12 protein-coding genes are annotated in these 11,644 nt (G+C 59.9%); 3 read left to right on the top strand and 9 right to left on the bottom strand.

Features of this window, described 5'->3' with window-relative positions; translation table 11 throughout:
• Positions 1-293 precede the first annotated feature (293 nt).
• Positions 294-1,361 (top strand): 3-deoxy-7-phosphoheptulonate synthase AroG, encoded by a 1,068-nt coding sequence (aroG, locus tag ACO1VH_RS03395; protein WP_486242439.1) that lies wholly within the window; start codon positions 294-296, stop codon positions 1,359-1,361.
• 79 nt (positions 1,362-1,440) lie between these two features.
• Here the strand turns inward: aroG and ACO1VH_RS03390 are convergent, their stop codons facing one another.
• Both ACO1VH_RS03390 and ACO1VH_RS03385 read right to left on the bottom strand, forming a co-directional pair.
• Positions 1,441-2,040: a retropepsin-like aspartic protease family protein gene (locus ACO1VH_RS03390; protein ID WP_486242438.1), complete on the bottom strand. Its 600-nt coding sequence runs from the start codon at positions 2,038-2,040 to the stop codon at positions 1,441-1,443.
• Positions 2,041-2,166: 126 nt separating this feature from the next.
• Positions 2,167-2,652: a YajQ family cyclic di-GMP-binding protein gene (locus ACO1VH_RS03385; protein WP_486242436.1), complete on the bottom strand. Its 486-nt coding sequence runs from the start codon at positions 2,650-2,652 to the stop codon at positions 2,167-2,169.
• Positions 2,653-2,759: 107 nt separating this feature from the next.
• Here ACO1VH_RS03385 and murB point away from each other — a divergent pair, with 107 nt between their 5' ends.
• On the top strand, positions 2,760-3,800 hold the full coding sequence (murB, locus tag ACO1VH_RS03380; protein ID WP_486242435.1) for a UDP-N-acetylmuramate dehydrogenase: 1,041 nt from the start codon (positions 2,760-2,762) through the stop codon (positions 3,798-3,800).
• Positions 3,800-4,087: a DUF1294 domain-containing protein gene (locus ACO1VH_RS03375; RefSeq protein ID WP_486242844.1), complete on the top strand. Its 288-nt coding sequence runs from the start codon at positions 3,800-3,802 to the stop codon at positions 4,085-4,087. Before murB ends, ACO1VH_RS03375 begins: the two co-directional genes overlap by 1 nt.
• 85 nt (positions 4,088-4,172) lie before the next feature.
• Here ACO1VH_RS03375 and ACO1VH_RS03370 read toward each other — a convergent pair whose 3' ends face one another.
• The 7 genes from ACO1VH_RS03370 to ACO1VH_RS03340 all read right to left on the bottom strand — a co-directional run bounded on the left by ACO1VH_RS03370 (position 4,173) and on the right by ACO1VH_RS03340 (position 11,644).
• On the bottom strand, positions 4,173-5,483 hold the full coding sequence (locus ACO1VH_RS03370; protein WP_486242433.1) for a histone deacetylase family protein: 1,311 nt from the start codon (positions 5,481-5,483) through the stop codon (positions 4,173-4,175).
• A gap of 11 nt (positions 5,484-5,494) precedes the next feature.
• On the bottom strand, positions 5,495-7,171 hold the full coding sequence (locus ACO1VH_RS03365; protein ID WP_486242432.1) for a hydantoinase/oxoprolinase family protein: 1,677 nt from the start codon (positions 7,169-7,171) through the stop codon (positions 5,495-5,497).
• Between the two features lie 284 nt (positions 7,172-7,455).
• Entirely contained in the window at positions 7,456-7,770 is a 315-nt protein-coding gene (ppnP, locus tag ACO1VH_RS03360) for a pyrimidine/purine nucleoside phosphorylase (protein ID WP_486242431.1), read from the bottom strand.
• 28 nt (positions 7,771-7,798) lie between these two features.
• Positions 7,799-9,142 carry an argininosuccinate synthase gene (argG, locus tag ACO1VH_RS03355; RefSeq protein WP_486242429.1) on the bottom strand — a complete coding sequence of 448 codons (1,344 nt, stop codon included), beginning with the start codon at positions 9,140-9,142 and terminating at the stop codon, positions 7,799-7,801.
• A gap of 75 nt (positions 9,143-9,217) precedes the next feature.
• Positions 9,218-10,132: an ornithine carbamoyltransferase gene (argF, locus tag ACO1VH_RS03350; protein ID WP_486242427.1), complete on the bottom strand. Its 915-nt coding sequence runs from the start codon at positions 10,130-10,132 to the stop codon at positions 9,218-9,220.
• A 272-nt stretch (positions 10,133-10,404) separates the two neighbouring features.
• Positions 10,405-11,337: a ribosome small subunit-dependent GTPase A gene (rsgA, locus tag ACO1VH_RS03345; RefSeq protein ID WP_486242426.1), complete on the bottom strand. Its 933-nt coding sequence runs from the start codon at positions 11,335-11,337 to the stop codon at positions 10,405-10,407.
• Positions 11,309-11,644, bottom strand: a complete 336-nt coding sequence (locus tag ACO1VH_RS03340) for a 4a-hydroxytetrahydrobiopterin dehydratase (RefSeq protein ID WP_486242425.1) — start codon at positions 11,642-11,644, stop codon at positions 11,309-11,311. The genes rsgA and ACO1VH_RS03340 overlap by 29 nt, the downstream gene beginning before the upstream one ends.

Here is an 11,644-nt window from a genome sequence, read left to right as displayed (position 1 = left end):
TGAGCGGTTGTTGTTGACAATCAGGCCATTGTTGTCGCCCAGGCCACGAAAGCAACGCCAAACTTGCCAAACCGGGCCGATTGCTGCAATATTGTTCGGAAATCTCGTTTTTTCGGTACTGAAATGACCTTTTTGCGCTTTTCGTTTTATTTTTACTTTAGCTATTCCAGCCCGATGGCGGTGGAGAAGCGGTAAGCGCGCAGACTGAAAAAGCTTAAACCGAATATCTGACAGAACCGCCAGTGATGGCGGTTTTTTTGTTTCATCGAAAAGTTTTGATTGGAGAAGAAACCATGCCGCGCACCGACGATTTACGGATCCGAGAAATGAAGGAACTGACTCCCCCCTCGCATTTGATTCGCGAGTTCGCCTGCTCCGAAAAGGCGGCGACCACCGCAGCCAATGCGCGCACGGCATTGCATCGCATCCTGCACGGCCAGGACGACCGTCTGATGGTCGTTATCGGCCCGTGCTCGATTCACGACACCAAGGCCGCGATGGAATACGCGAACCTGCTGGTCAAGCAGCGCGAGCGCTTCGCCGGCGAGCTGGAAATCATCATGCGCGTCTACTTCGAGAAGCCGCGTACCACGGTCGGCTGGAAGGGCCTGATCAACGATCCGTACATGGACAACAGCTTCCGTATCAACGACGGCCTGCGCATGGCGCGCGAACTGCTGCTGAACGTCAACGAACTCGGCCTGCCAGCCGGCACCGAATTCCTCGATGTGATCAGCCCGCAATACATCGCCGACCTGATCAGCTGGGGCGCGATCGGCGCACGCACGACCGAATCGCAGGTGCATCGCGAACTGGCGTCCGGCCTGTCGTGCCCGGTCGGCTTCAAGAACGGCACCGACGGCAACGTCAAGATCGCGGTCGATGCGATCAAGGCGGCATCGCAGCCGCACCACTTCCTGTCGGTGACCAAAGGCGGCCACTCGGCGATCGTGTCGACCAGCGGCAACGAGGATTGCCACGTGATCCTGCGCGGCGGCAAGGCGCCGAACTACGATGCGGCTAGCGTCGACCAGGCATGCAAGGACATTGCTGCAGCCGGCCTCGCATCACGCCTGATGATCGATACCTCGCACGCGAACAGCTCGAAGAAGCCGGAAAACCAGATTCCGGTGAATGCCAACATCGCTGCGCAGATCGCCGGCGGCGAAACGCGCATCGTCGGTGTGATGGTCGAATCGCATCTGGTCGGCGGACGTCAGGATCTGATTCCAGGCAAGGAGTTGACCTACGGCCAGTCGATCACCGACGGCTGCATCAACTGGCAAGACAGTCTGGGCGTGCTGGAAACGCTGGCGGAAGCTGTCAAGCAACGCCGCCATGTGAAGGACCCGGATGCGTGATCCGCATTTTGCATCATGACTTCGCCATGAAAAAAGCCCCGGCATGCCGGGGCTTTTTTCATGTCAGGATTTCAAGCGGTCAGTACCGTTTCGTCAGCACCATCTGTTCGCCGTCGCGCCGCATTTCCACACGCCGCAGAAAGGACATGCCGAGCAGGACGACCGGCAAGCCGCTTTCCTGCACGACGCCATCCACCTGGTTCAGCACGATGTCGCCGACTTTCACCGTATCGAGCCGGACCTGATAGGCGCGTACCGTGCCGTTTGCGGTATTGATGAAAATCGGCCGGCCTTTCGTGTAATCGATGCCGAGACGCTGCGCATCGGAAGCAGGTAATGCGATCATCGACGCACCGGTATCGACCAGCATTCGCAAGGTGCCGCCGTTGATCTGGCCCTGTGCCACGAAATGTCCGCGGCCGTCCGCCTGCAGCGTGACGCTGGCGCCGGCAGATGGCGCGATTCGGCTGACGTAGCCGCCCAGTTCGATCGTCTGGCGTTTACCGTTCGTATCGAAGACGGCACCGTTCTTGCCGACGGAAACCAGCTTGATGCCACTGACGACCGTGTTGCCGACCGAATAGGTTTTGGGCATGCCGCCGTCGACGACCAGCACCGCTTTGTCGGGAAAGACGCCGACGACACTGATGTCCGCCGCAAAGGCCTGCAGCGAAGTCATGCAAAGTGCGCAGGCAAACAGACGCATGTTCATCGGACGATCTCCGCGAAGTGGTTGGCGGCCGGTGCCGTTGGGCAATCAGTGGGAATTGCGGGTAGTTATTGTGAGTAGTCGATTGCAGTGCTATCAGTCGCGGAAGTTGTTGAATTCCAGCGGCAGGTCCTTCACTTCCTTGCGCAGCATCGCCATGGTCGCCTGCAGGTCGTCACGCTTGGCACCAGTCACACGTACTGCATCGCCCTGGATGCTGGCTTGCACCTTCATCTTGCTGTCCTTGATGATGCGCACGATCTTCTTGGCGTCATCGGTCTCGATGCCGTTCTTGACCTTGATCACCTGCTTGACCTTGTCGCCGCCGATCTTCTCGATCTTGCCGAGATCGAGGAAGCGCACATCGACGTTACGCTTGGTCATCTTGTTGGTCAGCACGTCGCGTACCTGGCCGAGCTGGAATTCCGAATCGGCGTAGGCGGTCAGGTCGCGTTCCTTCTGCTCGACGCGCGCATCGCTGCCCTTGAAATCGAAGCGAGTCGAGATTTCCTTGTTGGCCTGGTCGACGGCATTCTTGACTTCGACCATGTTGGCTTCGGAGACGGTATCGAAAGAAGGCATGTTTGATTCCTCTATAAATGGTGCGGCCGCACGGAAGCGGCCTGTTGACGGGCCATTCTAGCGGACAAAAAACCGGGTGAACAGTCGCGCGATTATAATCGCCGGCTATGGCTGATTCTCTTTCCGTCCGGACCGTTGTGCAGGCCGATTTCCCGTTGCGCGCGCTGAATACCTTCGGCGTCGAGGCGACCGCCCGCGCTTATCTGCCGGTGACGGACGTCGCACAGCTGAAGGAGGTACGTCGCGACCCGGAACTGGCCGGATTGCCGCGCCTGGTGCTGGGCGGCGGTTCCAACATCCTGCTGACGCGGGATTTCCCCGGCCTCGTGCTGCACATGCAGTCGAAGGGGGTAGCTGTCATCGGCGAAGACAATGACGCAACCTACGTCCGCGCTGCCGCTGGCGAGAACTGGCATGGTTTCGTGCAATGGACGCTGGCGCAGGGGCTCGGCGGGCTGGAAAACCTGTCGCTGATACCCGGCAGCGTCGGTGCCGCGCCGATCCAGAACATCGGCGCCTACGGCATCGAGATCAAGGACCGTTTCCATGCGCTGACCATCTTCGATTTCGAAACCGGCGAAACCGCCGTGCTCGACAAGGCGGCGTGCGCATTCGGCTATCGCGACAGCATCTTCAAACATGCATTGCGTGAGCGCGCCGTCGTGCTAGACGTGACGTTTGCGCTGCCGAAGCGCTGGCAGGCGAATGCCGTATATGCCGACGTCGCGCAGGAGCTGGCGACGTGCGGCATTACAGAACCGACGGCGCGCCAAATCGGCGATGCCGTCATCGCCATCCGCACGCGCAAATTGCCCGATCCGGCGGCGATCGGCAATGCCGGCAGCTTCTTCAAGAATCCGGTGGTCACGTCAGCGCAACGCGATGCATTGCTGGCACAGCATCCTCAACTGGTCAGCTATGCGCAGCCAGACGGCAGCTACAAGCTGGCGGCAGGCTGGCTGATCGATCAGTGCGGCTGGAAGGGCAGGACCGCAGGCGCGGCCGGCGTGCATGACAGACAGGCTCTGGTGCTGATCAACCGCGGCGGCGCCAGCGGCAGCGACATCGCGCGGCTTGCGCAGGCGATACAAGCCGACGTCGCGCAGCGTTTCGACGTGTTGCTGGAGCCGGAGCCGGTCTTCCTGTGATGGGTTTGCACGAAACCGCCTGGCTGTTCGTGCCGGCGGTCTATGGCGTGCTGAGCGCGATCACTTTCATCGTCTACGCGCGAGACAAACTTGCTGCGCGCCAGGGTGAACGCCGGATTGCCGAACGCCTTCTGCATTTTCTCGATCTGATGGGTGGTTGGCCGGGCGGCTGGCTGGCGCAGAAGGTCTTGCGCCATAAATGCAGCAAGCGTGCGTTTCAGCGTGTGTACGGGCTGACCGTGTTGCTGAACCTGATCCTGGTGGGTGCCGTGCTGCTTCGTCTGTAGGTTCGACGGTCGTATTGGCGTCTTCTGCATCCTGCCATCGCTTCATGCGAAGCGATGGCAGCGATGCAGTATTCCTTAGACAGATTTACTTGGATAGATAGCGATCGTTGTCCTTATCCTGCAGGAATACCTGCGTATATTCCCCACGCCCGGTTTTCGCCTTTTCGTATTCCGCTTCGCCGTGACTGCGGCAGGCCGCACATGCGTAACGCGGAATCTGCACGGCCAGGATATGGCTGCGCGTATCTTCGCATTGCGAATCGATGACGACCGTGCCACCGCATTCCGTGCACGAACGCACGGTTTCGTTGATGTGTTCACGGATGCCGGCGGTGTCGTAATACACGTCCTGCGTGCGATGGTGGAATTCCTGCTGCGGATACACTTGCTCGCGCAACGCTTCCCGGTTGTTCCAGTGATAGAAGGTCGCATCCTTCAGCTTTTCCAGATAGGCGCCGATTGCGGCCGGCTGCTTCTGGTCTTCCGCGTCGTAGTCCGGTTCCTTGATGTGGCTGAAATCCATGCCGGCCATCGCGAGGATGATGCCGGTGTTGATGTAGGGCAGCGCGGTCTCGATCGAGTAGCCGCCTTCCAGTACCGCGAGGTCCGGCTTCAGGCGCTGGTTCAGCACTGCGTAACCATGCGCGGTGAATTTCATGTTGGTGATCGGATCAGAATAGTGGTTGTCCTGGCCGGCCGAATTGATGATCAGGTCCGGTTTGAACTCTTCCAAAATCGGCATCACGATTTCGTCGAGCACGTACAGGAAGCCTTCCTCGCAGGTGTCCGGCGGCATCGGCAGGTTGATCGTGGTGCCGAAGGCGTTTGGTCCGCCCAGTTCGCTCGGGAAGCCGGAGCCTGGATACAGCGTGCGGCCGTCCTGATGCAGCGAGATGAACAGCGTGTTCGGATCGTGCCAGAAGATGTCCTGCGAGCCGTCGCCGTGGTGGCAGTCGGTATCGACGATCGCGATCTTCTTCACGCCGTACTTGTGGCGGATGTACTCCACCATGATCGCTTCCATGTTCAGCGTGCAGAAGCCGCGGCTGCCATGCACGACACGGAAGGAGTGATGGCCGCAGGGACGCACCAATGCGAACGCGTTGTCGACTTCCTTGGTCATTACCTTGTCGGCCGCGGTGATGCAGCCGCCGACGGCGATCAGGTGCGAGGCATGCACGATCTCGTCGATGCCGGGCACGCAGAAATGCACGCGCTGGATGTCTTCCTTGGTCGCGAGTCCCGGCTTGAATTCCTTGATGTTGTCGAAGTCCAGCAGGCCTTCCTCGAACACCTGGTCCTGCGTGTACAAAAGACGCTCTTCGCGTTCAGGATGCGTCGGCGAAATCGCGTAGTCGAATGCCGGGAAAAATACCAATCCTGTTTTGTTGGTCACGATGTCACCTCTCAAACTTGTTTCTGTTGCGTTGGTTCGTGCTTGATCAGTCCGGGCTTGATCTGCAAGCGGACGCGGATGTTCTTGCCGGTGGTCGAATAGCCGTGGATCACGTTGAACGACTGGCAGTCCGCGACTTCGACTTCCACGTCTTCGTCCTGTGCGCCGGCGGCTTTCGCGATTTCGATCAGCCGTTCGCGGCCGATGTCGACCACGTCGTCGACCGTGGTGCGCGACGAAATCTGCATCTTCCTGCCATCCTCGGCGAAGGTCAGTTCCTGCGATTCGGTATCGGCCAGCAGGTTCAGCTCTACGGTTGTGCGTGCGGTGGCGGCGCCGGTGGCGTTGATCACTTCGGAGTTGTCCGGCACCACGGCCGGCATCGCCAGCAATTCGCCGATCTGGTTTGCCACGTAAGGCGCCGGTCCGCCGACGGCGATCAGTTGCTGCGGATGCAGCGTCTTGCCTTCGAGCAGTTCGTGGATCGTGTAGACCGGCTTGCTGTTGACATCGGCGATCATCTGGCGAACCTTGGCGGTAATGCTGGCGCACATGGCGTCGATGACGGCTTGCGCGACCTGTTTCGGCGTTAACTTCAGCGCGGCGGCAAGACTTTCCATTGCGCGCAACGCCTTGGCCTTGTCGCCGATGGTGGCGCGTCCCAGCACGATCAGTGCATCGGTCGGCGTCGGCACCGGGCCGTCGAATGCCATTGCCGCGCCCTTGCGTTCCGGGCCGACCTGCAACTTTCCATCGACGACTTGCACATGGCTGTCGCCGCCAAGCGCCATCGAATGCGTGAGCAGGCCGCGGATCAGCGTCTTGTGGCCTTCAATCTCCACGCCTTTCGGTTCCAGCAGCGGTGCGCCGTCGGCGAACAGTGCGATGTCGGTGGTGGTGCCGCCGATATCGATCGATACCGAATCGCCCGTCGAAGAGACGAAGGGCAGCACGCCCATGATGGTGGCGGCGGGTCCGGACAGGATGGTTTGTACCGGATAGAGGCGCGACTGCTTGACGCCGATGGTGCCGCCGTCGGCCTTCAGGATGAATAGCGGTACATCGGCGCCGAGTTCGTGCAGATAGCTTTCCAGCTGGTCGATCATGCGGCTGTGCAAACGCCAGATGGCGGAGTTCAGATAGGTGGTCGCAATGCGGCGCGGGAAATTCAGCACGCCGGACTGGTGATGGCCGAGCGAGACATGCGCTGCTTGGTCGGCAAAGAAGCCGCTCACTTCCTGTTCGTGTACAGGATTACGCGTAGAAAACTTGCCGATGATGGCGAGGTTGTCGATCTTGTCGGCGGCGAACTGCTGTTTCAGCGCGGCCAGTTCATCTTCGTCGATCGCTTCGGCTTCGATACCGCGATGGTTCATGTAGCCGGTGATGAAATGCGCCTGATCGAACAGCGGCAGATCCTTGGGCGATACACCCGGTCCGTTCATGACGATCAGACCGACCGGTTCGAGCTGGTTCTGCGCGACCGCGTTGGTGGAAATCGTGGTGCTGAGAACGATGCGCTTCAGCTTCTTGATGTCTTCCGGCGTCACGACAGCCTGCGTTGCACGCATTACGCAGCCGAGGATGTCGTTCTTGTCGGTCAGTACTTTGGATTTACGGATGATTTTACGGTCTTGCATCAATACCGAATCGGTATGCGTGCCTCCCACATCAATGCCAAGGATCATGCTTTTCCTTCCTGCGAAGAAGAGACGGCAACTGCCGGGACGGGCAGAAGCGTGATGGGTAAATTAACTCGAACGGATCGGCGTCATCCGGCCTTCAACAACATCCATTATAGGCGGTAGGACTGCATCGGATTCTTGCTGACCTTCTGCTGCTGCGATGGCGCGATATGCATTGCGCGAGGTATGCGGCGAAGATGAAAGCAAGTCCTGCCAAATGTCCCGCCGCCCGTAAAAAAAGCCCGGACAACCGCCGGGCTTTTTCGATCTGCGGTACGGGTGTCGCGTTACAGGTAATAGCAGACGTAATCCAGCATTTCGATGGTTTCGATATCGAAGCTGGAGTTGGCCGGCACGTCGAACTTCTGGCCGCCTTCGTAGATTTTCCAGTCGGATGCGCCTGCCAGCTTGATGCGGCATTTGCCGGCGTTCAGTTCCATGATCTCGGCGGCGCCGGTGTTGAACTTCAGCGTCGAGGGGAAGATCACGCCGATGGTTTTCTTGCTGCCGTCCGGGAACAGCACCGTGTGCGAGACGCATTTGCCGTCGAAGTAGACATTGGCCTGTTTGATGACGGAGACGTTGTCGAATTGAGTGGTCATGATTTCTTCGTAATGAGTAATGGGTGAATTACTTCTTGTTGCCATCCTTGTTCGGACGCGGTAGCGCGACGGACGAATTGCCGGACAGCAGGCCGACCTTGCTGTAGATGCCGAGCTTGTCGCGCGTGTCGCTGATGTCCAGATTGCGCATCGTCAGTTGGCCGATACGGTCGGCCGGCGAGAACGGTGCATCTTCCACCTTCTCCATCGACAGGCGTTCCGGCGCGTACGTCAGATTCGGCGATTCGGTGTTGAGGATCGAGTAGTCGTTGCCGCGGCGCAGTTCGAGCGTGACTTCGCCGGTGACGGCGCGCGCGACCCAGCGCTGCGACGCTTCGCGCAGCATGATGGCTTGCGGATCGAACCAGCGGCCCTGGTACAGCAGACGGCCCAGTTTGCGGCCGTTGTCGCGATATTGTTCGATCGTGTCTTCGTTGTGGATGCCGGTAACGAGACGTTCGTAGGCGATGAACAGCAGCGCCAGTCCCGGCGCCTCGTAGATGCCGCGGCTCTTGGCTTCGATGATGCGGTTCTCGATCTGGTCGCTCATGCCGAGGCCGTGACGGCCGCCGATGCGGTTGGCTTCCATGATCAGGTCGACCAGGCTGGAATAGGCCACGCCGTTCAGTGCGACCGGACGGCCTTCCTCGAAGCGCACGGTGACTTCTTCGCGCTTGACTTCAACGTCGTCGCGCCAGAACGCGACGCCCATGATCGGCTGCACGATCTTGATGCCGCTGTTGAGGAATTCGAGATCCTTCGCTTCGTGCGTCGCGCCCAGCATGTTGGAATCGGTCGAGTAGGCTTTTTCGACGGACATCTTGTAGTCGAAACCGGACTTGATCAGGAATTCGGACATTTCCTTGCGGCCGCCGAGTTCGCGAATGAAGGCATCGTCCAGCCACGGCTTGTAGATGCGCAGCGCCGGGTTGATCAGCAGGCCGTAGCGGTAGAAGCGCTCGATGTCGTTGCCCTTGAAGGTCGAGCCGTCGCCCCAGATGTCGACGTTGTCTTCCTGCATGGCGGCGACCAGCATGGTGCCGGTGACGGCACGGCCCAGCGGCGTCGTGTTGAAGTAGGTGATGCCGCCGGTCGAGATGTGGAAGGCGCCGCTTTGCAGCGCAGCGATGCCTTCGGCAGCCAGCTGTTCGCGGCAGTCGATCAGGCGCGCTTTTTCTGCGCCGTACTGCAGGGCTTTCTTCGGAATCGCATCGTAGTCCGGTTCATCCGGCTGACCGAGATTGGCGGTGTAGGCATAAGGCTGTGCGCCTTTCTGCTTCATCCAGTGCAGTGCTGCGCTGGTATCGAGGCCGCCGGAAAAGGCGATGCCCACTTTCTGGTTGACGGGAACGGATTGAAGAATGGTCGACATGATTGCCTGATGTGCTGATTGATGTTGGGGGAATGAGTAAATCGGGAATGGAGCGATGTCTTTCGGCGGCGGTGTTCAGTCGAGCTTGCCGAGCACCAGATATTCGAGCAACGCCTTCTGTACGTGCAGCCGGTTCTCGGCTTCATCCCAGACTACCGACTGCGGGCCGTCGATGACTTCGGCAGCGACTTCCTCGCCGCGATGCGCGGGCAGGCAGTGCATGAACAGGGCGTCCGGCTTGGCGCGTGCCATCTTGGCGGCATCGACGATCCAGCCGTCGAAGGCCTGCAGGCGTGCGGCGTTTTCCTCTTCGAAGCCCATGCTGGTCCAGACGTCGGTCGTGACCAGATCGGCATCAGTGCAGGCTTCGGTCGGCGTCGCGTGTACGGTGTAATGCGTGTTGCCCGGCGCGACCAGCGACGGATCGATGTCGTAGCCGCGCGGCGTGGAAACCTTGACGTGGAAGTCGAACACTTCGGCTGCCTGCAGCCACGAGTACAGCATGTTGTTGGCGTCGCCGACCCAGGCCACGGTCTTGCCCTTGATCGAACCGCGCTGCTCGATGTAGGTGAAGACATCGGCCAGTACCTGGCAGGGATGATGTTCGTTGGTCAGGCCGTTGATGACCGGCACGCGCGAATTGGCGGCGAAGCGGTCGATGATGTCCTGGCCGAAGGTACGGATCATGATGACGTCGCACATGCGGGACATGACTTGCGCTGCGTCTTCCACCGGTTCGCCGCGGCCGAGCTGGCTGTCGCGCGTGTTCAGATAGATGGCGGCGCCGCCCATCTGATGCATGCCGGCCTCGAACGACAGGCGGGTGCGCGTGGAATTCTTTTCGAACACCATCACCAGCGTGCGATCGGCCAGCGTGTGGTGCGGCTCATAGTTCTTGAATTTTCGTTTGATGAGGCGCGTGCGTTCGATCAAATATTCGAACTCGTCCAGCTTCAGATCCGAAAACTGCAGAAAATGTTTGATTGCCATAATGAAAACGGCGGCGAGGTTGGCGCCTGCCGCCGATTGTTCTAACTTCTTCAATTATAAGGGAATTTACCCCCAAAAACTACGCCGGACCGGGAGAAAGGCCGATACCGGAGGCGATCCGGGGCAGATGCACGGTCGATTCATGGCCGATTTCCGTTGCTTGTGGGGAGGAACCGAAGGGCGGCAGGCGAGGTTCACTATCGGCATTGCCCGGTTTCGAGCGGGGAGGCGGGTGAAGGGCGAAAATACAGGACTAGGGCCTGCGACAGTCGTCAGTACAGCTTCTGCGACGATTCGTGCAGCAATTGCAGATACAGCTCATGCCGCATGGCGCTGATTTCGCCGTGTTCGACTGCCGTGCGGATCGCGCAGTCCGGTTCGTTGACATGATGACAGTTGTAAAACTTGCAATGACCGAGATGCGGACGGAATTCGGGGAAGGCGCGTTCCAGCATGCCTTCGGTCAGATGGTAGAGGCCAAATTCCTGGAATCCCGGCGAATCGATGACGGTGGTGTCGGCATCGATTGTGTAGAGCCGCGTGAAGGTCGTTGTGTGCTTGCCGGTATCGAGCGCGGCCGAAATCTCGCGCACGGCGGCGTCGGCGTCCGGCACGATCAGGTTGATGATCGACGATTTGCCCATGCCGGACTGGCCGATCAGGATCGTCGATTTGCCTTGCAGCAGCGGCATCAGCAGGGCCTGCGTGGCATCCGGTTCGGCGCGCGCCGAAATGGCATGCACCGGATAACCGAGATTGCCGTAGAAATCGACACGCTGCCGCGCCTTGTCCAGCGCTTCGGTCACGTCGGTCTTGTTCAGGATCAGGTGCGCTTCGATGCCGGCGGCGTCGGCCGCGACCAGCGCGCGCGACACCAGATCGTCGGAAAAGCCCGGCTCGGTGGCGACGACGATGAACAGTTGCGTGACGTTGGATGCCAGCAGCTTGGACTTGTACTGGTCGGAGCGGTACAGCAGCGTCGCGCGTTCGTTGATCGCTTCGATGACGGCCTGGTCGGCCGACGTGCGTTTCAGCGCAACATGGTCGCCGACCGCGACGTCGCTCTTCTTGCCGCGCGTGACGCACTGCAGCTTTTCGCCATCGACGTCGGCCACGTAATGCCGGCCGTGCGCCGCGATGATAGTGCCGACGCTGTCGTGCGATTGCGATGAATTGTCAGGCTTGCGGTTGCGCGGTGAGGGCATCGATCTTGGCGGCGCAGATGAAATCGTTGAGGGAAATGCCGTTGGCGGTGTGCGTCTCGTAACGCACCGTGCAGCGGTTGTAGCCGACCGTCAGTTCCGGATGATGATCCTGCTGGTGCGCGATCCATGCGACGGCATTTACGAAGGCCATCGTCCGGTAGTAATTGTCGAAACGGAATTCGCGCACCAGACGTTCATCCTCGATGCGCCACTCCGGAACCGCCGGCAGCAGTTGCGCGCGTTCCGCAGCGGACAGTGCGCTGTGCTGCGGTGCGCATTGTCCATTCTGCAGATCGGCGACATTCAT

The organism is Oxalicibacterium sp. (assembly GCF_057353965.1).
This window is presented reverse-complemented; position numbering and strand designations above follow the sequence as displayed.

Bases quoted from the DNA above. Each gene is read 5' to 3' on its own strand.
- aroG (WP_486242439.1), top strand. From the start codon at position 294: ATGCCGCGCACCGACGATTTACGGATCCGAGAAATGAAGGAACTGACT.
- ACO1VH_RS03390 (WP_486242438.1), bottom strand. From the start codon at position 2,040: ATGACTTCGCTGCAGGCCTTTGCGGCGGACATCAGTGTCGTCGGCGTC.
- ACO1VH_RS03385 (WP_486242436.1), bottom strand. From the start codon at position 2,652: ATGCCTTCTTTCGATACCGTCTCCGAAGCCAACATGGTCGAAGTCAAG.
- murB (WP_486242435.1), top strand. From the start codon at position 2,760: ATGGCTGATTCTCTTTCCGTCCGGACCGTTGTGCAGGCCGATTTCCCG.
- ACO1VH_RS03375 (WP_486242844.1), top strand. From the start codon at position 3,800: ATGGGTTTGCACGAAACCGCCTGGCTGTTCGTGCCGGCGGTCTATGGC.
- ACO1VH_RS03365 (WP_486242432.1), bottom strand. From the start codon at position 7,171: ATGATCCTTGGCATTGATGTGGGAGGCACGCATACCGATTCGGTATTG.
- ppnP (WP_486242431.1), bottom strand. From the start codon at position 7,770: ATGACCACTCAATTCGACAACGTCTCCGTCATCAAACAGGCCAATGTC.
- argG (WP_486242429.1), bottom strand. From the start codon at position 9,142: ATGTCGACCATTCTTCAATCCGTTCCCGTCAACCAGAAAGTGGGCATC.
- argF (WP_486242427.1), bottom strand. From the start codon at position 10,132: ATGGCAATCAAACATTTTCTGCAGTTTTCGGATCTGAAGCTGGACGAG.
- rsgA (WP_486242426.1), bottom strand. From the start codon at position 11,337: ATGCCCTCACCGCGCAACCGCAAGCCTGACAATTCATCGCAATCGCAC.
- ACO1VH_RS03340 (WP_486242425.1), bottom strand. From the start codon at position 11,644: ATGAATGTCGCCGATCTGCAGAATGGACAATGCGCACCGCAGCACAGC.